The organism is Polyangium fumosum (assembly GCF_005144585.1).
Lineage (GTDB): Bacteria > Myxococcota_A > Polyangia > Polyangiales > Polyangiaceae > Polyangium > Polyangium fumosum.
Genome location: NZ_SSMQ01000007.1, coordinates 21,615 through 40,837, shown reverse-complemented (window position 1 = coordinate 40,837; position 19,223 = coordinate 21,615). Strand labels below are relative to the sequence as shown.

At 69.8% G+C, this 19,223-nt stretch carries 14 protein-coding genes; 6 read left to right on the top strand and 8 right to left on the bottom strand.

Annotated elements, in window-relative coordinates; all coding sequences use genetic code 11:
- Window positions 1-97 precede the first annotated feature (97 nt).
- On the top strand, window positions 98-1,786 hold the full coding sequence (locus tag E8A74_RS08845; protein WP_136928513.1) for a tetratricopeptide repeat protein: 1,689 nt from the start codon (window positions 98-100) through the stop codon (window positions 1,784-1,786).
- Window positions 1,787-1,844: 58 nt separating this feature from the next.
- Entirely contained in the window at window positions 1,845-4,454 is a 2,610-nt protein-coding gene (locus E8A74_RS08840; protein WP_136928512.1) for a neutral/alkaline non-lysosomal ceramidase N-terminal domain-containing protein, read from the top strand.
- Between the two features lies 1 nt (window position 4,455).
- On the opposite strand, the gene E8A74_RS08835 is transcribed toward E8A74_RS08840, so the two are convergent.
- A complete protein-coding gene (locus E8A74_RS08835) occupies window positions 4,456-4,923 on the bottom strand; it encodes a hypothetical protein (RefSeq protein ID WP_136928511.1) in 468 nt (155 codons plus the stop codon).
- A 205-nt stretch (window positions 4,924-5,128) separates the two neighbouring features.
- On the opposite strand from E8A74_RS08835, the gene E8A74_RS08830 reads away from it, so the two are divergent.
- Window positions 5,129-6,244, top strand: a complete 1,116-nt coding sequence (locus E8A74_RS08830) for a hypothetical protein (RefSeq protein WP_136928510.1) — start codon at window positions 5,129-5,131, stop codon at window positions 6,242-6,244.
- Window positions 6,245-6,629: 385 nt separating this feature from the next.
- Here the strand turns inward: E8A74_RS08830 and E8A74_RS08825 are convergent, their stop codons facing one another.
- Window positions 6,630-7,025: an alpha-helical endospore appendage domain-containing protein gene (locus tag E8A74_RS08825; protein ID WP_136928509.1), complete on the bottom strand. Its 396-nt coding sequence runs from the start codon at window positions 7,023-7,025 to the stop codon at window positions 6,630-6,632.
- Between the two features lie 298 nt (window positions 7,026-7,323).
- Here E8A74_RS08825 and E8A74_RS08820 point away from each other — a divergent pair, with 298 nt between their 5' ends.
- A complete protein-coding gene (locus E8A74_RS08820; protein WP_136928508.1) occupies window positions 7,324-7,902 on the top strand; it encodes an RNA polymerase sigma factor in 579 nt (192 codons plus the stop codon).
- Between the two features lie 200 nt (window positions 7,903-8,102).
- Window positions 8,103-9,338, top strand: coding sequence for a citrate synthase (locus E8A74_RS08815; protein WP_136928507.1), 1,236 nt, complete (start codon window positions 8,103-8,105; stop codon window positions 9,336-9,338).
- Here the strand turns inward: E8A74_RS08815 and E8A74_RS08810 are convergent.
- The 3 genes from E8A74_RS08810 to E8A74_RS08800 are packed head-to-tail and all read right to left on the bottom strand — an operon-like array spanning window position 9,332 to window position 13,025.
- Entirely contained in the window at window positions 9,332-10,195 is an 864-nt protein-coding gene (locus E8A74_RS08810; protein WP_136928506.1) for an SDR family oxidoreductase, read from the bottom strand. The two genes, E8A74_RS08815 and E8A74_RS08810, sit on opposite strands and share 7 nt — an antisense overlap.
- Before the next feature lie 35 nt (window positions 10,196-10,230).
- Window positions 10,231-11,703: a sigma 54-interacting transcriptional regulator gene (locus tag E8A74_RS08805; protein ID WP_170228974.1), complete on the bottom strand. Its 1,473-nt coding sequence runs from the start codon at window positions 11,701-11,703 to the stop codon at window positions 10,231-10,233.
- Window positions 11,700-13,025 carry a serine/threonine-protein kinase gene (locus tag E8A74_RS08800; RefSeq protein WP_136928504.1) on the bottom strand — a complete coding sequence of 442 codons (1,326 nt, stop codon included), beginning with the start codon at window positions 13,023-13,025 and terminating at the stop codon, window positions 11,700-11,702. The genes E8A74_RS08805 and E8A74_RS08800 overlap by 4 nt, the downstream gene beginning before the upstream one ends.
- 134 nt (window positions 13,026-13,159) lie before the next feature.
- On the opposite strand from E8A74_RS08800, the gene E8A74_RS08795 reads away from it, so the two are divergent.
- Window positions 13,160-16,555, top strand: coding sequence for an AgmX/PglI C-terminal domain-containing protein (locus E8A74_RS08795; protein WP_136928503.1), 3,396 nt, complete (start codon window positions 13,160-13,162; stop codon window positions 16,553-16,555).
- Window positions 16,556-16,627: 72 nt separating this feature from the next.
- Here E8A74_RS08795 and E8A74_RS08790 read toward each other — a convergent pair whose 3' ends face one another.
- The 3 genes from E8A74_RS08790 to E8A74_RS08780 are packed head-to-tail and all read right to left on the bottom strand — an operon-like array spanning window position 16,628 to window position 19,199.
- Window positions 16,628-18,013 carry a polymer-forming cytoskeletal protein gene (locus E8A74_RS08790; protein ID WP_136928502.1) on the bottom strand — a complete coding sequence of 462 codons (1,386 nt, stop codon included), beginning with the start codon at window positions 18,011-18,013 and terminating at the stop codon, window positions 16,628-16,630.
- Between the two features lies 1 nt (window position 18,014).
- Entirely contained in the window at window positions 18,015-18,593 is a 579-nt protein-coding gene (locus E8A74_RS08785; protein ID WP_136928501.1) for a hypothetical protein, read from the bottom strand.
- A gap of 27 nt (window positions 18,594-18,620) precedes the next feature.
- Window positions 18,621-19,199 carry an RNA polymerase sigma factor gene (locus tag E8A74_RS08780; RefSeq protein WP_170228973.1) on the bottom strand — a complete coding sequence of 193 codons (579 nt, stop codon included), beginning with the start codon at window positions 19,197-19,199 and terminating at the stop codon, window positions 18,621-18,623.
- Window positions 19,200-19,223 lie beyond the last annotated feature (24 nt).

Genomic DNA, 19,223 nt, shown 5'->3' with positions numbered 1-19,223 from the left:
AACCGGGCGTCAAGAGGGTGGAGGGCTTGCCGTCCGCCACGTCCGCCCCATTGCCTTCGAACATGCCCCCGAAAGGGGCCGATCGGGGAGGGTGAAAATGCGAATCTCATCGCGGAAGACGCTCTTCGTTCTTTTCGGTTTGCTCGGCGCCCCGTCCGTCCTCGCCCTGCGCGCCGCGGCGAGCGGCGAGGACACGACGACGCCCGCGTCCAAGCAGGCGCCGCTGCTCGAAGGGATGGGATCCCTGCATCGCCCCATCACCACCCGCGTTCCCGCCGCGCAGCGTTATTTCAACCAGGGCCTCACGCTGGCTTATGCTTTCAACCACGCCGAGGCGGAGCGATCGTTCCTCGAAGCCGCGCGCCTCGATCCCCGTTGCGCGATGTGTTTCTGGGGCGCCGCGCTCGTGCTCGGCCCGAACATCAACGCGCCGATGAGCGACGACGCCGTCCCGCGCGCGTATGCGCACATCCAGCGCGCACGCGCGCTCGCGACCACGAGCGGCGTCACGCGGCCCGAGCGCGAGCTCATCGAGGCCCTCGTGCTCCGATACGCGCCCGCCCCCGTGGCCGATCGCAGCGCGCTCGATATCGCCTATGCCGGGGCGATGAAGAAGGTCGCCGAGCACTTCCCGGACGACGTGGACATTCTTTCGCTCTATGCGGAGTCGCTCATGGACCTGAGCCCCTGGAATTACTGGGAGCGCGGGATGCCGCGGGCGAATACCGAGGAGGTCGTGTCCGCGCTGGAGCGAGCGATGAAGCTCGATCCGAACCACCCCGGGGCAAACCATTATTACATTCACGTGATGGAGTCCTCGCCGCACCCCGCGCGCGCGCGGGATGCGGCCGTCCGGCTCGGGGACCTCGTGCCCGGCGCCGGGCACCTCGTGCACATGCCGTCGCACATCTACCTTCGCCTCGGCCATTATCACGACGCCGCGATGGCCAACGAGCGCGCCATCGCCGCCGACGACAAATACGCGCCCCTCGCCGATCCCTCGAACATGTACCTGATCATGTACCGGATGCACAACGTGCATTTCCTGTGGGCCGCGGCCACGCTCGAAGGCCGGTCCGCCGAGGCGCTGCGCGTGGCGCGCTCGATCCCGAGGCTCCTCGGCCACGCCGCGCACGGCCACGGCGGCGCCATGGCCACGATGATCGAGCATTTCCAGGCTGCACCGCTTTATGCCCTGGTTCGTTTCGGGAGGTGGCAAGAGATCCTGCACGCGGAAGCGCCGCCCGAGGATCGCGTTTACTCTCGCGGCGTGTACCATTACGCGCGCGCCATCGCGTACTCGCGGCTCGGCGACACGGCGGCCGCGGATCGTGAGCTCGCCGCGCTGGAGAAGGTTGCGGCGGAGCCCGCGCTCACCCGCACGACCGTGTCGGGCGTGAACACGCCGAGCGCCGTGCTCGGCGTGGCCCTCGCGGTCGCGCGCGGCGAGCTCGCAGCGGATCGGGGCGATCTCGACGCGGCCGTCCGTGAGCTCCAATTCGCGGTGGTGCTCGAAGACCTGCTCCGTTACATGGAGCCGCCGGACTGGCATCACCCGACGCGGCAGATCCTCGGCGCCGTCCTGCTCCGCGCGGGCAGGGCCGCGGACGCCGAGCGCGTCTATCGCGAGGACCTCGCGAACCTGCCGGAGAACGGGTTTTCGCTCTTCGGCCTCGCCCAGGCGCTCGAACGTCAGGGCAAGGCGTCCGAGGCCGCGGAGGTCCGGCGCCGATTCGAGATCGCCTTCGCCCGCGCGGACATCCGGCTCGAATCCTCCCGGTTCTGAAACGTCTCTCCCGCCTCGTCCGCCGCTTCGGCTATCCTCGCCCGCGAGGAGGCCTTCGGTGACGAAAACACGTAAGAAGACGCTCGGTTGGATCGCCCTCGGGTTGCTCGGGGCGAGCTTCGCTGCCTGTGGGGACGAGGACACGAAGATCCCGGAACCCCCCCCGACCGTGGTCGATCCGCTGGCCCATTGCCAGTTCGAAACCCCGCCGGAGCGCCCGTCCAAACCGGCGAATGCCCCGACGGAGGTCAAGGCCGGCTACGGCGCCGCCGTCCTGCCCATGCCCATCGGCACGCCCGTGGGCGGCTACGCGTCCCGCGCCATCGGCCTCGGCGGCGCCAAGCCCGTCGACGACCGGCCCCGGCGCTTCGGCAAGAGCCTCGTCCCCACCGTGGGCATCCACGACGCGCCGCGCGCCGAGGCCCTCGCCCTCGAAGCCGGCGGCGAACGCGTGGTCGTCGTGCGCGTCGACGCGCCGCTCCTCAACGAGAACACGCTCTTCGAGCTCGAATCGAAGGTCGCCTCCGACGGCTCCATGCGCGGCCGCATCATCATGACCGCCTCGCATAGCCACGCCGCCTGGGCCGGCTACCAGCCGAGCTTCATCCTGATGCCCGGCGTCGATCGCCCCAAGTCCGCGCTCGCCGAGCGCGCCATCGCCGCCATGGCCGACGCCGTGAAGCAAGCGCTCGACGGCCTCGCCCACGCGAAGATCGGCGTCACGGTCGAGAAGGACTTCGACCCGAACGACGAGGTCAACCGCGACCGGCGCGGCGAAAACAACATGATCCCCGGGCCCGACGGCAACGACGCGGGCAAGAGGAAGGACCCGACGCTCTGGGTCCTGCGCGTCGACAAGGCCGACGGCACGCCCCTCGCGGCCCTCGTCGATTTCCCCATCCACGGCACGATTGGCGGCGGCGACAATCCGCTCGTCTCGACCGACGCCCCCGGCGCCATCGCGCGCGCGCTCACCGCCGAGCTCGGTTATCCCGTCATGCACGTGCAGGGCGCGGCCGGCGACGTCTCGCCCGCGGGCCACGAGGGCCGCAACGCCTGCCCCGACTCGCTCCGCTGCCTCGACATTCCGCGCCTGGAGACGCTCGGCGCCCGCGCGACCGAGCTCATCGCGCCCATCATCGGCGGCGTCCAGACCGGCGACAAGGCCGCGCTCGAGATCGTCACGCGGAGCTATTACATCGGCCGCGAGAACGTGGTCAAGCGCCCCGACGGCACCGAGCTCCGCTACGCGGCGTACGATCCGAACGTGGAGGAATACGTGCCCGACGGCGTCCTCCTCGACGAGAATGGCAAGGTCAAGAGCCCCATCGACGAGTTCAACACCTACGCCGGCGCGGGCCTCTGCGGCGAGAAGACTGGCTTGGGCGCGATCGCCGGGCTCCCGGGCGCGATCAGCATGCCGGCCTATGGCTCGTGCCTCGAAATCGCCGAGGGCGGCGGCATCATCTTCGGCATCTTCGACGTGAGCGTCGACATGCCCCTGCCGCTCTGCGACTCCGTCCGCACGACGGCCGCGGCCCTTCGAATCTCCGGCACGCCGACCGGCGATTACCTCGTGGTCACGGCGCCCGGCGAGCCCGTCGCGCCCTGGGCCGCATACCTGCGTGGCCTCTCGCCTGCGGGCCCGGATCGGACGCTGCTCATCGGGTATGCCGACGATCACGTCGGATACATCCTCACGGGCGAGGATTGGCTCGCCGGCGGCTATGAGCCCAGCATCAACATCTGGGGCCCGCTCGAAGGCGAGCAGATCCTCGCCGGCGTGCTCGAAGCGGCGAAGCTCGCCTGGACGCCCGAAATCGAGGATCCCGAGGTGGGCAGCTCGCGCTTCGCCGCCTGGAAATACCCCGACGAGGCGCCGATCACGAGGCTCGAGACCACCGATCACGGCACGTCGGCGTCCGCGTCACCCGCGCTCTTCTGGCCCGACACGGTCACGGCGGAGGTCTCGGCTGCGGAAGTCCCGCGGGCCGTCGGCGCCGCGCGGTTTGCCTGGTATGGCGGAGATCCGGCCGTCGACATGCCCGTGGTGTTCATCGAGCGCGAGGCGGCGCTCGGCATGTACCAGCCCCTCGCGGACGTGAAGGGCCGACCGGCCACATCGTACGAGGGCGCGATTGTCACGACGTACTCGCCCGACCCGGTGAACGCCGAGGCGCCGGAGCACCACGTCTACACGGCGACGTGGCAGCCCGTCCCGGCGGACCTCTACTCCGCGCAGAAGCCCATGCTGCCGTTCTCGCTCCCGCTCGGGAAATACCGCTTTCGCGTGAAGGGCAAGGCGCTCGCGGCGTCCGGGGAGACGACCTACGAAATCACGAGCCCGCCGTTCGAAGTCGTCGCTGCGCTGCTCTCGGCCGCGTCGACGGCGACGCGGGGCGCCTCTTCGATCGACCTCGTGGCGAACCTCGGGACGGCGCCGGGGCTTCGTGCATTGCGTGTGGGGCCGAGCGATACGGGCGTGCCGCTGCTCGGCCCCTGGACGGTGACGGTGACGTTCGCGAACAACCAGACGAAGGTGGTCGAGGTCGACCCCGACGCCGAGGGCAAGGCCAGCGTGCCGCTCACGATGCAGGAGGCGCAGGACGCGCAGTCCGTCGAGATTCGCGACGTGGCGGGCAATGGCGGCACGCTGAGCGTCCCCTGACCTAGCTCGCGCGCCTCTCGCGCTTCTCGTGCTTCTTCCCGTCGCGCCGCGCCTCCTTGCCGTACTTCTCCTGCGCGGTCTTCTTCAGGTCCTTCGCGAGCTTCTTCACGTCCTTCGCCTCGTCGCGCGTCACCTTGCCGTCCTTGCCGGCTTCCTTCGCGGCGGCGCGGATGGCGGCGGCGCCGGCCTCGAAGTCCTTGCGAATCTGCGCCTTCATCGACTCCGGCAGCGGATGCGCGGCGAGGAGCGACTCCATTTGCTCACGCGCGTGCTTGATCTTCGCCTCGACCTTCTCGTCGAAGCGGGCCGCATCGATGGGGAACTCACCCTTGCCGTGCTTCTTCTTATCGACCTTCTCGACCTTCGGCGCCTTGCCCTTCTCCTCGGCGGAGGCGGCGAGCGGGGCAGCGGCGAAGGCGAAAGCGAGGGCGAGCGCGAGGGGGCGGACGAAAGTACGAAGGGTCGACATGGCGGGGCTCCTTTACGGGCGATTGCCGTGGTTCGAGCAGAGGAAGAGCACGCGGCGTGCCAGGCGCGCGGGCCTTCGATTTCGCTGTTTTGGCGGGATCCCGGCCTGCGGAGCCGACGCCGCACCTGCGGAATCGCGCGCCCGCTGCGGCGCATCGCGCGCACCGGGGCGGGTCGAGTACGCTGGCGGAGAAAGGACGGAACCCATGCAACGGTGCTCCATGCTCGGACGAACAGGGCTCGTCGGCCTCCTCGTGTTGGGCCTCGGCGGTTGCGGCATCTTCGGCGGCGGCGGCGGCGACGAGCTCACGGGCGACGCGCTCGTCCAGCACAACATCGAGGAATACGAGTCCCTGCAGGCGGAACTCGAAAGGAATCGCACGGAGGCCATGGGCAAGAGCGCCACCGAGGCCGCCGCCGTGGGCAATCGCCTGTTCTGGCTCACGTTCCCCACCACCGACGCCTCGCTGCACAGCCTCGACACGGTCTCCGGCGCGCGCGTCGATTACACGTTCGGGGTCGGGAACTCGAACGCATGGAACTGGCGCGCAAGCGATTCGATCGTCGTCACGGCCAGCCAGGGCGGCGGGGGCCTCGCGTACAATGCGTACGACATCAACCAGCCCGAAAAGGTCCTCGGCACGCTCGGCATGCCTTCGCCGGGCGGGGGGATTCGCTGGTATGCTTATGCGCCGGACGGCAATCAGGTGTACATCGTGGAGAGCGGCGCGACGAACATGCTTTTGCGCTGGACCGTGGGCGCGGCGCAGCCCGAGTCGCTCTTCAGCCTGGAAGAGGCGGGCATGAGCGTCGGCGAATTCTGGGATTTCGGCGTCGAGGGCAATACCGCGATCCTCATCGAGAGCGGCCGCGTCTGGAGCCTCGACATCGCCGCGAAGAAGGCCACGTGGCTCGAAAACGAGACCCAGGCCACGGCCGCGCAATGGGATTCGAACGGCGTGTTTTACCTCTCGGCCACGGGCCCGTTTTTCTACGCGAACGATACCCGGAAAAACCGGGACATCGAGGCGGAGATCGCCGCCTCGGGGTACGGGCTCAACAGCACGTACAACGCGATCCACGAATACGACCAGGGTGGCGCCGGGAACGGCGACGACGTCGCGTACATCGGGCGGGACGGGCTCTTCCTGTTCGACCTCGCGACCGGCAAGACGCGCCCGGCGCTCCTGAATGCGCGCGACAACAGCATCGTGTATCGGAACCCGGTCCTTCTGGAGAACGGAAAGCTCTTCGTGCAGGGGCTCGAATCGAAGAGCGGCGCGACGGGCGCCGAGGGAGGCTGGTACGAAGTCGATCATTGATTGATTTGCTGATACGGCCATCCGGACGGCGGCGGGCCGTCTTCCAGCGGATGTTTTCGGGCTCGAGGAGCGATTCGAGGTTCTCTCGCCAGAGCTCGAGCATCGACCGGTACGTCGACGCCGTCACGAGGACCTGCATGGCCGAGCGACCCGCCTTCGTGGCCTGGTTTGGCCATTTCTCCGAGATGTGCGCGACCACCGTGTATTCGAGCTCGATGATGCGGTCGACTGAATCCAGGCGCCGCTGAATCAACTCGCATCGGAAGGCGGTGATCTCCTTGATCCAGTCGTGTCCCTCCCCGGTCATCGCGCCCTCCCTTTCCGAGGTGATGGCGCGCGCCGTGGCCCCCCTCCAGGGTTGCCGCGGCGCGCGCCGTCGGCTTGTTCACGGCTGCTGCGGAGCCGGGGCCGGGGCGGGGGCCGGGGCCGCCGGTGGCTTCCCGCCGCCCGAGTCGCTGGCCACCGTCGGGTCGCTCTCGAGGAAGCGGAGCACCCTCCCGGCCTTCAGGTAGAGAATGAGATTCTTGGCGACGACCGCCTCGAGCGTGTCCCGGACCGACTCGTTGATGGCGAGGACGTCCTCCACGCTGGGGGACGTGGCCGGAACCACGCTCGCGTTGAGCGTGCCGAGGATCCACTGGATCTTCTCACCCTCGGCGTTGAGGATGTGCGCAAGACCCATCTCCTCCATAGCGACCGAGGTGAGGATGAGTGCAGCACCATCTTCCGGGGTGACCGGGTTTTCGGGCGCGGTGAAATCGGGAAGGCTGACCTGGCTCATGGTATTTGTCCTTTTCGTGTATGCAATGACCTGCGGCGTCCGGCTCCCTATGAACCGTTTCATTCATCGCCGCGGTCACTAGCAATGACGAACGAGGCGTCGTTTTCGTGAGCAAAGAATCGACGCCGGCGCGTCGTTTTCCTAGGCCGCTATCGGCATCCGACGCGGACGGACGCGATCGCGCGGCCTCGGCGACTCTCGTGTCGATTGGCAAATCGATATTGACGAGGTCGCTGCTTCGTCGAATCATCGGCAATATTGACTTGCCAGCGCGCGCTCGACTGGCGCGTCGCGTCGAATGGAGGTTGCTCATGGGGGAGAGAACCAGAGCTTCACGCGTGCCGCTTTTCAAGAGGCTTGGTCGCAATCCGAGCCGCAGCTCCGGAAGCTCTGCTTTCGCTGGACGGGAAGGGATCCCGAGGCCGCGCGCGACGCGCTCGGCACGGTCGCCGTGCTCGCGATGGAGGAGCTCGCGCGCAGCAGCGGCGAGATATCGAATGTACGCGCCTGGCTCACCCGGCTCGCGCGGAACGCTTGCGTCGACATCCACCGGGAGCGCGCGATCAAAAGGAGGGCGATCGAGCGGCTGACGGTGGAAGGAGGGCTCGAATCGGCGCACGTAGAGTCCCCCGAGGCCGAGCAGATGCGGCGCGAGCTCGACGTGCTCGTAAGGAGAGCCATCGACGGCTTGCCGCCCGCGCTCGCCGAAACCGCGAAGCTCCGCCTCGTCGAGGAAGAGCCTTACGAGGACATCGCCGGCGAGCTCTCGCTCTCGCCCGAGACCGTACGAAAACGTATCCAGGACGCGCGAACGCGTTTACGCAACGAGCTCTTGACGCACGTCGACGAGGCGAGGATCTGCGGAATCACGCGCTGAGTGGAAAGCCGACTTTCCACCCGTTGATGCATACGGCCCGGGCTGGATGAATTTTCTACGGCCCGGGCCGGATGCGCTTTCTACGGCCCGGGCCGGATATGACATTCTCGGTCCCATTTTACCTCGAATCCGGCGCGCAACACGCCTCGGCTTGGTGATACGTTGGTCGAACCTTCTTTCCTTGTAGAATCGGGGGACGCATGACGACGACCACGCCGGGTCCTGGATACCTCACGGCGAACGAGGCTGTGATGTTTCTTTCCGTCAAGCGATCGACGCTTTATACGTACGTGAGCCGAGGCCTTTTGCGCAGCGTCCCGTGCCCCGGGGGGCGCGGTCGGTATTACCTGCGCGAGGACGTCGAGCGATTGAAAGCGCGGAGCGAGGCGCACGCCGGCAGGTCCGCGCCCGATTCCGATGTGGAGCGTAGCTCGTCCCGGACGTTCATCACGCAAATGTCACCCGAAGGGCCACGATATCGAGGGTACGCCGTCGCCGAGCTCGTGCGCGAGGGCATTTCGTTCGAGGCCGTGGCCGAGCTCCTCTGGACCGGGAGGCTCCCCTCGAACGAGGTGCGCGGCTCGGCGTGGCCCGCATCCGACGAGGATTGGCGCGACGTCCTTTCCATTCTGCGCCGAACATGCGACGCGCTCGCGCTCCTCTCCTTGCCTTCGGCGCCCCTCGATGTGGTGCGCCTCGGCCTCCTCTTTTGGTCACTGCACCGGCACGGCAAGCCCACCACACACCCGCAAGCGAACCGCGTCGAGGCGCGCGCGTTGCTCCGGCTCGTTGCCGCATTGCCCGCCACCTGCCGCGGGGCCACGCGCGCCCTCGCGGCCGCCCGCGCCCCGTCCCTCGCCGAGAGCCTCGCCATTGCATGGCTTCCATCCGAAGTGGATTCCAGCGCTTCGAGGCGCGTGGCGCTGCTCGATCGAGCGCTCTCGCTCGCCGCCGATCACGCAGTCGAGCCGCCCGCGCTCGCCGCGCGCGCCGCCGCGCATGCGGGCGGCAGCCTCGCGGCCTGCGTGCTCGCGGGCGTAGAAGCGCTTTCGGGGGGCGAGCACGCCGGGGTATGCGCCGAGCTCGCGGATTGGATCGAGTCCCTCGAGACGACCACGAAGGTCAGGGAATTCGTGGCCGAGCGCCTCGACCATGGGAAACCGATTCCCGGCTTCGGGCGTCTCGCCGGGGCGGACCCTCGCGCGGCGATTCTGCTCGACGCTGCGTCCTCGTTTGCGCCCGCAGATCGACGGGTCCAGGGCGCCATCACCCTCGTCGAATCCGCCCGCATGTTCGGGGAGCCCGGCCTCGAAGTGGGGCTCGTCGCCCTCGCCGCGGCGCTCGGATTGCCCGTGGGCGCGCCGGCTGCGATTCTGACGGTCGGCCGCGTGGCCGGGCTCGTCGCGCACGTCCTCGAAGCCGAGAATCGTTACTGACGCGCGCGCGCCTCGAACCACGGCCGCAGCGGGCGCGTCCCCCGCGCTTCGGCCACCGAATCCGAGGTCGTGACGGCCGCGACGAACTCCAGCATATCGGAGAGGCGCGGGTGCGGCAGCCGGAGGAGGGCGCTCCAGAACCGAAACACGCCCGGCGGCACGTGCAGGATGCGAGGTCGTTTTCCCACGACCTCGAACGCGAGCCGCATGATCTCCTCGCGGGTCAGAATCTCCGGGCCCCCCACGGTGACGATTTCGGGACCATCCTCGGTCACGGACGCCATCGCCTCGGCGACGCAGACCGGATGCACCGGGTTTGCCTTGGCCGTCCCGTCTCCCGCGACGGAGCCGACGCCCCAACGGGCCATGTCGATCAGATCGCCGAGGGCCGAATAAATACCGGTTGGCCGGACGAACGTGCACGAGAGGCCCGACGCGCGGAGCATGTCCTCGGTGTCGAGGTGGGCGCGGATGTACCGCGTGTGATCGTATCCAGGGCCGGGGTGGGCCGAGAGGTACACGAAACGCGTCGCCGAGGCGCGCCGCGCCGCGGCGAGGAGGTTTTCGTGGGCGACGAGGTCCACGTCGCGAAAGGAGCGCCGCTCGGCCGTCCCCAGCGCGACGTTTGCGCCGAGGCAAGACAGGACGACGTCGATCCCCGCGAGGGCCTCGCCGAGCGAATCAGCGCGCGTCGCGTCCCCGAGGACGACCTCGCTCGCGAGCGGGCGGATCGTTTCGGCGTTTTTGGCGCTCCGGGAGAACGTGCGCACGAAATGGCCACGCTCGCGGAGCAATCGCAGGACCTCGGAGCCGACGGCGCCGGTCGCGCCGGCGAGGAGAACACGCGGTGGACTCATGGACACCCCCCAGGGCCCGGAGGATACCGCGCGTCTCACTCGCTCGTCGCGCGGATCCCGAACCTCGCCATCAATCGCTGCAGATGCCGCCGATCGACGCCCGCCTCGCGCGCCGCCCGCGACACGTTGCCGCCGGACTGCGCGAGGATCGCCTCCACGTAGGCCCGCTCGAAGCGCTCGACCCAGGCGTCCTTCGCCTCGTGGTAGGGCAACTTCAGGAGATTCGCCTCGACCCCGCTCGCGTGTGCCGTCTCCTTCGGCGCCTCGAGATTCGGCGGGGCCTCGGCCTTTCGCTCCTCGGCCCGCGGGCTCACGGCCGGCTCGCCCGGCGCGGCGAAGGCGCCGAGCACGGCCCAGCGCTCCACGATGTTGCGCAGCTCCCGCACGTTGCCTGGGAAATCGTAGCGGTAGAGCATCGCGATCGCCGTCTCGTCGAGCCGCGCGCACGGCGGTAGCCCCGACGCCGCGCGCCGCCGCGCGAGCTCGTCCTGGATGTGATCCACGAGCAGCCGGAGGTCTTCGATCCGCGTCCGGAGCGGCGGCACCCGCACGATCACCACCGCGAGGCGATAGTAGAGATCCTGCCGGAACCGACCCGCCTGCACCTCACGCGCGAGCGATCGGTTCGTCGCCGCCACGATGCGCACGTCGACCGAACGCGAGCGATCCGAGCCCACGGCCTTGACCTCGCGCCGCTCGAGCGCGCGGAGCAGCTTCGCCTGCATGTCGAGCGGCAGCTCGCCGACCTCGTCGAGGAAGATCGTCCCTCGGTCCGCCGCCAAGAACGCGCCCGGCCGCTCACGCACCGCGCCCGTGAACGCGCCCTTCTCGTGCCCGAAGAGCTCGCTCTCCAGGAGCTCCCGCGGGATCGCCCCGCAGTTGACCGCGACGAACGCGCCCGCGCGTCCGCTCGCCTCGTGCAGCCCCTCGGCCGCGAGCTCCTTGCCCGTGCCCGTCTCGCCTTCGAGCAGCACGGTGAGGTCACTCGCGGCGACACGCTCGAGCAGCGCGAACATTTCGCGCATCGCGGGGCTCGCGCCGAGCATGCGGCCGAAACGCGCGCGCGGGCTGATCTCCTGCTCCACCGTCTCGGCGAGGGGTTCGAGGCGCAGCACGCTGTTGCCGAGGCGCACGAGCGTGTCGTCCGTGATGGCCACGCGCTCGATGCGCAGGTCGCCCACGAACGTGCCGTTCGTCGAGCCGAAATCCGTGAGCGAGAAGCCGTGGGGCCCGAGGCGCACGGCGAGGTGTTCGCGCGAGACGGCCGGGTCGCGCAAGGTCACGTCGACGTCGAGGCTGCTTCCCACGCGCACCTCGTCCTGCGCGAAGACGTGCGCCGCGCCCTGATCGCGCCCGTCGGGCGCGTCGACCACGACCACGCGCAGCTTGCGGATCCGCCGCACCGAGGGGCCGCTCGTCGCGTCGATGACCTCGGTCACGGGGCGCCGCCCTCCCGAACCGCTCGGGGCGCTGCCGAGCAACCTCGTCCTGCTCTCGCCGTCGCTCATGGCTCGCGCACCTCCGCCTCCTCGTCGTCCTTGGTCGCGCCCTTCTTCGGGGCCACGAGCACCACGTGTTCGTTCGGGCGCACGCGGAACGTGTACTCGCGCCGCGTGCCCTTCGGTAGCACGACGGCGACCGTGTGCTCCCCGCTCCTGAGCTCCAGCCTTCCGTCTGCGGGCAAGGCCACCTTCTCGCCGTCGACCTCGACGTGCGCGCGCGGCGGCACGACCCCGGCGACCGAGATGGAGCCGCGCGGGTTGCGCGGCGGGAGGCGCGCCGAGCATTGCCCCATCGCGAAGAGCAGCACCGCGCCGAGCGCCACGGCCAGATACACGCCGGAGGAGCGTCGCGGGGGCGGCGCAGGGCGGGGCGCAGGTTCGGCCGCAGGTTCGGCCGCAGGCACGGGCAGCGCGGGCGGCAGGAGCTTTTCGGACGAACCTCGCGCCTCGGCCGCCGGCAGCCGGACGAGCGACGTTCGATCCTCGGGGGCGCGCGCGCGATGCGCCGCCACGCGCGCGGCGAGCGCCTCCCGATCGAGCGCCAGCGCTTCGAGGCCCTGCACGATCGACGCGCTCGTGGGCCTGCGCAAGGCGTCCCGCGCGAGCGCCGCCAGGAGCCCCGGCACGCGCGTCTCCCACGCGGCGAGCTCCCGCGGCGGCTCTCCGCGCGCTCCGGCCGACGCGAGGTCGTCCTCGGGGAAGATGCGCCTCCCGAGCGCGCACTCGGCCACCACGACGGCCCATCCGTAGACGTCGCTCGTGGCGCTCGCCTCGCCGGGCAGCGCCGCCTCCGGGGCCAGATACCCCGGCGTCCCCGCGACCTCGGGGCGCGCCTCGCCCGCGCGCCGCGCGAGGCCGAGGTCGACGAGCTTTGCCTCGCCGGTCTCGTCGATCATCACGTTCGAGGCGGCGAGGTCGCCGTGCACCCAGCCCTTCGCGTGCAGGGCGGCGAGCGCCCGCGCCACGTCGAGCGCCGCCGCGCGCACCGCGCCCTCCGGCATCGGCTCCGCGCCGGAGGCGAGCTCGTCGAGCGGCGCGCCGCGCACGTGCTCGATAGCCACGTACGGCAGGCCCGCGAGCTCGCCGTGCGCCGCGAGCGCGGGCAGCGCCGAGGCGCGCACCTCCGCGAGCACCTCGCCCTCGCGCTGGATGGCCTGCGCGGCGCGGCCCGAGGCGCGTTCGCCCAGCACAGGCCGTTTCAGCACGAACGTCTGGCCGCTCCGGTCGCCGAGCCGGACGGCGACGAGCACGTCCGACATCGCCCGCCGCGCGAGGAGCTGCACGAGGAGGAAGTCGCCGAAGAGCTCGGGCACGAACGGCGCGGGCACGGGCGGAGGGTAGCCGAGAACGGCCCGCGGCGGACACCTTCGCGCAGGATCCGGGAACCTTCCGCCTTCTGCGGCGTCCACATCCGGCACACAGGGCCGCTCTGCAGGCGTGATCCGGCCCGAGGAAGGTCGTCATGCGTCGTCTTCGTCCTCTCGTCGCGGCCCACACCCTCGTGCTCTTCGCGGGCCTCTCCGGATGCCTCGCCGCGCCCGACGAGGTCGACGGCGAAAAGGCCCCTCCTGCCGCCACCCGCGGCGCCCCCGCCATTCTCGAAACGGCGTCCGGGATCCGCGAGGAGGAATTCATCGAGGAGGAGACCAGGCCCACGGACCTCGCCGCCCCGCGCGGCTTTGGCACGATCACGGGGCGCCTCCCGGGCACGAACACCGTCGTCCCCGGCGTGCGCTTGCGGGCGCATTCCGTGCGCGTGACGATTCGTGACGGATTCGCCCGCACCGAGATCGAGGAGGAGCTCGCGAACGACACGCCCACGGTCCTCGAAGGCCGGTATGTCTTTCCGCTGCCGCCCGACGCGAGCCTGTCGCGGCTCGCGTTATGGGTGGGCGAAGACCTCGTCGAGGGCGAGATGGTCGAGCGCCAGCGTGCGGCCCGCATTTTCCAGGGCATCGTCGACGACACGGTTCGCCCGCGCGACCCGGCGCTGCTCGAATGGGCGCAGAACAGCTCCTTCTCCCTGAAGATTTTCCCGATGCCGGCGCGTGGCAGCCGCAAGGTGATCCTCGCGTATGACGAGGTCCTGCCCGTGACGAAGGGCGTGGCGCGGTACACGTATCCGCTTTCGCTCGGCGAGGATCGCGCGGTGCGGATGGATTCGTTCCGCGTGCACGTCACGGTCGAGGACGCGGGCGGCGGTGCGGCCGACGCGAAGGTCCTCGGGCATGCCGCGTCGCTCCGCACCGAGGCGGGCCACCTCGAAGCCGATTTTCAGGCCGAATCGTTTGTCCCCAATGCGGACTTCATCCTCGAATTCCCGCGCCCGCAGGCGGAGATCCTGCCCGTCGCGGTCGAGGGCAGCGGCGACGGTCGTGGGTTTTTCTCGGTACGCGTCCCGATCCCGACGGCGCCCGAGGCGACGGCGCTCGAGCCGCGCCGCGAAAAGGTGATCGTCCTCGACGCGAGCCACGGCGTTACGCGGGAGGGCCTCGCCGCCGAGGTCACGGTCGCCGAGACCATGATCCGTCGATTGCGCGAAGACGAGCGGTTCGCCGTCCTCCTTTGCGACAGCGCTTGCGTCTCCTACCCCGAGCGTGGCCTCTCCGCGAGGAGCGACGTATCTCTCGCCGAGGCCGGACGATTCTTGCACGAGCGCGCGCCGCAGGGCGCCTCGGATCTCGCCGAGGCCCTCGTCTCCGCGATTTCGCGGATCGAGACGCCGCGCCGCGGGCAGGTCGTTTACCTCGGCGACGGCGCGCCTTCCGCGGGCGAACTCAAGGTGGATTCGATCGCCGCGCGGGTCCGCCCGGTCCTTTCGGACAAACAGGCCGAGCTTCGTTTCATGGGCGCGGGGCCCTCCATTGACGAACTCGTCCTTGGCGGGCTCGCCGAGGAGCTCTCGGCCTCGTACGAGCGGCTCGCGGCGGGCAACGGCTCCCTCGCGCAGCGCGCGCTCGTGCTCGCGAAGAGCCTTGACGCCCCGCTCCTCACGAATGCGCGCCTCACGTTGCCGGCGGGATTCGTCGACGTCTTCCCGCGCAAGCTCCCGGCGTTGCGCGCCGGGGAGGAAATTGTCCTCGTGGGCCGTCTGGCCGGGGCGCCCTCGGCGGAGAGCGCCACCGTGGAGCTCTCGGGCGAATTCGACGGCATGCAAAACCTGGAGGCCCGAGCGCTGTCCTTCACTGCGACGCCGGGCGCCGATCGTAAGGTCGTTGCGCGGCGCTGGGCCACGGAGCGCATCAGCGAGCTCGGCCGGCGCGCGGACGACGACGCGGCCAAGGAGACCGTCGCGCTCTCCCAGCAATACCACGTGCAGAGCCGCCTGACGTCGCTGCTCGTCCTGGAGAACGACCGCATGTTCGCCGCATTCGGCATTCCCCGCACGCAAGGCAAATTCGGCCTCACGTCCGAGGTAGAGACGGTCCGCGGGGGCCTCGGAGGGACGTCGCCCGACCCGATCGGCGATTCGTTTGGCACCGGTGGCCTCGGTTTGTCCGGCGTCGGCGAGGGCGGGGGCGGGACAGGGCAAGGGTTTGGCGCGGGACATGGGAGGCTCGGATCCTTCCGCGACGGCATCGGCATAGGGAGCCGCGCGGGCCAACTGCGCGCAGCGCCGACCCTCCGGATGGGCGCGACGACCGTGAGCGGCCGCTTGCCGCCCGCGGTCATCCAGCGCATCGTGCGGCAGAACTTCGGTCGATTCCGCTTCTGCTACGAGCAGGGCCTCAAGTCGAGCCCGAACCTCACGGGCCGCGTCGTCGCCCGGTTCGTCATCGGCCGCAATGGCTCGGTCGTGAACGTGGGCAATGGTGGCAGTGATCTCCCGAATGCGGAGGTCGTGAGCTGCGTGCTCAGCGGCTTCCGGGGCCTCTCGTTCCCCGAGCCGGAGGGCGGCGTCGTGACCGTGACCTATCCGATCATGTTTTCGAACGGCAATGGGAGTTCGTCCACCGCGCCGGTCTTCAGCCGATCCCACGATTGGGGCGTTGCGTCCTGGATCGGCAAAGGGGATGAGGCCTGGCGCAGCGCCGGGAAGGAGACGCTCGAAACACTCGCGAAGGCTTCCATGGAGGCGCCTGAGAGCCGCCGGGCGCGCGAGGCGTGGGTTACGGGCCTGCTCGTGCGGGGTCGATTCGAGGAGGCGCTCCGCGAGGCCTCGAAATACGTCGAGCTCGACCCCGACCGCGCTCGCGCACACGAGCTTTATGCCGAGGCCGCGGCGGCGCTCGCTGAGGACGACACCGCGCTCGTCGCGCTCGATACCCAGTCCGAGCTCGACCCGTCGAATGCGAAGGCCCACTGGCGCACGGCCCGGGCCTTCGAAGCGGCCGGCGACGAGCGCCGCGCCTGCGCGCATTTCCGCTCGTACGCCGAGCTGCTCCCGCGCGACCTGGGTGCCACCTACGATGCGCTCCGCTGCCGCGCCCGCGTGCTCGGCGAACGAGAGGCCGTGCTCGCGGCCCTTGCGGCCCAGAAAGACCCGAGCGAGCGCCTCGTGTCCTTGCGGAAAGCGCTCGAAAAGGGCGAGACGCTGGTCTACGCGGATGGGTTTTCCTGGGGCGAACGAATCTCTACGAAGCTCACGTGCGCCGAGGGCGTGGAGGGTTGCCCTCGGGTCGTCTTGATCGATCCCGCGGGCCGCGTCATGACGCCGATCGTGCCGGGGACGGGTCGATCGAGCGCGTCCTCGATCGCAGCGTCCGCGTCGAGCGGGACGTATCGCGTCCTCGTGACCGGGGGCCTGCCTGCCGCGAAGGGAGAGCTCGTGGTTCGTCTGGACGGCACGCCCCGGACGTTCGAAGTCCGAGGCGGGAAGGGCGCGCGGACGGCGGCGGTGATTTCGGTCGATTCGTGATCGATCGCTGAAACAGAAAAAGGCCGCGTCTCCCGAGGGAGCGCGGCCTTTTTCGTCAGGAAGGGAGTCGAATCAGACGACCTCGGCGCTCCGATACGGATGCGAATCGTCCATCGTCGGCTTGGCGCCCTTCTTCATGGGGATCAGGCCTGCGGCCCGCGTCGCCACGAGGCTGCCGATCGCCACGAGCACCACGACCACCCGCACGATCTCGCCGATCACCGGCAGCGGGCCGGTCAGCACGAAGAGCGCGCAACCCAGAGCGAGGTGCGCATATTCGTTCTTCGTCTTGTGCCCGATGAGCGCGCGGCCCACGACCTCCAGCACCGAGCACATCGCCGCGAAGAGGCCGAAGACCCCCGCAAGGAGCCCCACCACCGCGACCGGAATGCCCACCAGCGTGATGCAGAGCGCCACGAGCAGCGCAATCGCGCCGAGCGAACCCACGATGCCGAGCGCGAACGAACGCATCGGCCGGGCCGCGATCTCCACCTTGAGCGACTCCGCGCGCTTCGTGAAGAGCGCAATCAAGACCGCGCCGAGCGCGAAGAGCAGCGCCCCGCTCGTCATCGATTCGCTGAAATTACGCATGAAGCGCTGTGCGTTCGTCGGCTCCTCGTCGTGCTCGTCCTCGATACGCGTCGAGACGTCGCCCCCGATGATCGACCCCTCCTCACGATGGAGCTTCCCGCCCACGATTTTCGCGTTGCCGTCGAGGCGCGCGCCCTTCTTCACGTGAATCGAGCCGCCCATCACCTGCGCGTCGCCCATCACGTGCGCGCCCTGCTCGATCGTCACCGTCCCGCCGGCGACCTCCACGCTGCCCGTGACGACCCCGCGAATCGTGAGGCTTCCGCCGACCAAATGGACGTCCTTGACAACCTCGTCCTTCCCGATGACGAGGCTCTGCCCCACCACCTCGCGATCCTTGCCCTCGCCCCTCCGATGTTGTGCCGCGCCGGTGCGAGGCTCGGCGGCGGGGGCGGCCTGCTCGTTCTGTTCGTCCTGTTCGTCCGCCGAATCGTTTGGCGGGACAGGCGGCACGGGCGGCACCGGGGGCACCGCAGGAACGGGCGGCACCGGGGGCACCGGCGGCGCCGCGGGGAGCGCTTCGGCGCTCGGCGCCGCGGGGGCGCGGGAAATCGAAATCAACGTGCCGTCGCGGCGGGCGACGTACTGGCCGCCTTCGAGCAAGAGCGCGAGGACCTTGTCGGCGGGCTGGTCCTTGACGTGCAGGGAGGCGGGCTCCGTCGACGGGGCGTGGATCACGACGCTCCAGCCCGCGGCCTCGGCGAGGCGCTTGATCGCGTCCTCCTGCGACACGCGCTCGACGTCGAGGCTGATCTTCTTCTCGTCCGCCGGCCATTCGCCTTGCTTCTCGACCGCCGCCAGCGAGGGCGCCGCGGTCGTCAATGCAGAAAGCAAGAACGCGAGCCCAGAAAGCCTTCGACCAGCCATTTCACACGCCTCCTTCTTGCGCCAAATCGTTCGAGGACCCCGGACGCGAGATTCGCGATACGACGAGGCCCGAAATCATGAGTACCGCCGACGCCGCGAACGCGAGCGTCGGGAACATGTCACTCTTCGAGACGACCTCCGCGCTCCGCGCGAGCATGAGCACGGCCCGCCCGATCGTCCCGACCAAGCTCGGGACCCGGGCGATTTGATCCAGAATCGCCGGCAGCGCGCCGAGCGCCGCCAGGAGCAGCGCGCCGAACACCGCGCGCTTCGGCAGCGTCGCGAGGCCCCGCACGGATGCAGGCGCCTTCGCCACCGCGGCCGCGGGCTCCTTCACGAGAACCTTCACCGGCGCGAACGAGGGCTCCGTGAGCTCCGCGAGCAATTCGCCCGCGTGCGCCGAGAGCAACGCCTCCGCGCCGAGGCGCTGCGCGCAATGGTCACAACCGTCGAGATGAGAGAGGGCATCCGCGGGGACGATCCCCGCTTCTCCGTCGGCGACACTCGAGAGCACGAACTCCGTCACGTGTCCGTCGTGTTGCCAGGCCAGATCCGGCGGGAGTTTGTCGTGGTCGTCCATCGTCGTTCCTCATCTCGTCTCACGGAATCATTCGCCGACCGTCTCCGCGAGCAGCCGCCGGCCGCGCGCGAGCCACGTCGCCACGGTCCCGAGCGGGACCCCGAGGCGCTTGCAAATATCCTGGTATCCAAGCCCCTCGACGTGGAACATCACGAGCGCGCGCCGCTGCTCCTCGGGGAGCGAGCCGAGCGCCCGCTCGAGGCGGGTCGCCCGTTCCGCGCTCGCCGTGCGCTCCTCCGGACCCGGCGAGGGGTCCGGCACCCAGTCGAGCCACGTTGTCGTGGTGTCCTCGGACGCAGACGCGGTCTCCATCCGCGCCTCCACGCGCCGCGTGCGCTTGCGGCTCCGCAGCGCGTCGAGCGCCACGTGCCGCGCGATACCGATCACCCACGGACGGAGCGGCTCTCCGTCACGCAAGCGGCTTCGGCCCTCGATGGCGCGGGAGAGCGCCTCGTGCGTACAATCCTCGACGTCCGGGTGGTTCCGGCGCTCGCCGAGGACACACGCCACCACGGCCACGACGATCTGTCGTAGCGAAGCAGTCTCCTCCGGTGAGACGGTCGCCGTTTGGGGCGGCGCCTTCGGGCCGGGGACGTTGGGCGTCATGGGTGCGGGCTGCATCCTCGCCGC

What these genes read in the sequence shown, in the direction of transcription:
- E8A74_RS08845 (WP_136928513.1), top strand. Translation starts at nt 98, where the DNA reads ATGCGAATCTCATCGCGGAAGACGCTCTTCGTTCTTTTCGGTTTGCTC.
- E8A74_RS08835 (WP_136928511.1), bottom strand. Translation starts at nt 4,923, where the DNA reads ATGTCGACCCTTCGTACTTTCGTCCGCCCCCTCGCGCTCGCCCTCGCT.
- E8A74_RS08830 (WP_136928510.1), top strand. Translation starts at nt 5,129, where the DNA reads ATGCAACGGTGCTCCATGCTCGGACGAACAGGGCTCGTCGGCCTCCTC.
- E8A74_RS08825 (WP_136928509.1), bottom strand. Translation starts at nt 7,025, where the DNA reads ATGAGCCAGGTCAGCCTTCCCGATTTCACCGCGCCCGAAAACCCGGTC.
- E8A74_RS08820 (WP_136928508.1), top strand. Translation starts at nt 7,324, where the DNA reads ATGGAGGTTGCTCATGGGGGAGAGAACCAGAGCTTCACGCGTGCCGCT.
- E8A74_RS08815 (WP_136928507.1), top strand. Translation starts at nt 8,103, where the DNA reads ATGACGACGACCACGCCGGGTCCTGGATACCTCACGGCGAACGAGGCT.
- E8A74_RS08810 (WP_136928506.1), bottom strand. Translation starts at nt 10,195, where the DNA reads ATGAGTCCACCGCGTGTTCTCCTCGCCGGCGCGACCGGCGCCGTCGGC.
- E8A74_RS08805 (WP_170228974.1), bottom strand. Translation starts at nt 11,703, where the DNA reads ATGAGCGACGGCGAGAGCAGGACGAGGTTGCTCGGCAGCGCCCCGAGC.
- E8A74_RS08795 (WP_136928503.1), top strand. Translation starts at nt 13,160, where the DNA reads ATGCGTCGTCTTCGTCCTCTCGTCGCGGCCCACACCCTCGTGCTCTTC.
- E8A74_RS08790 (WP_136928502.1), bottom strand. Translation starts at nt 18,013, where the DNA reads ATGGCTGGTCGAAGGCTTTCTGGGCTCGCGTTCTTGCTTTCTGCATTG.
- E8A74_RS08785 (WP_136928501.1), bottom strand. Translation starts at nt 18,593, where the DNA reads ATGGACGACCACGACAAACTCCCGCCGGATCTGGCCTGGCAACACGAC.
- E8A74_RS08780 (WP_170228973.1), bottom strand. Translation starts at nt 19,199, where the DNA reads ATGACGCCCAACGTCCCCGGCCCGAAGGCGCCGCCCCAAACGGCGACC.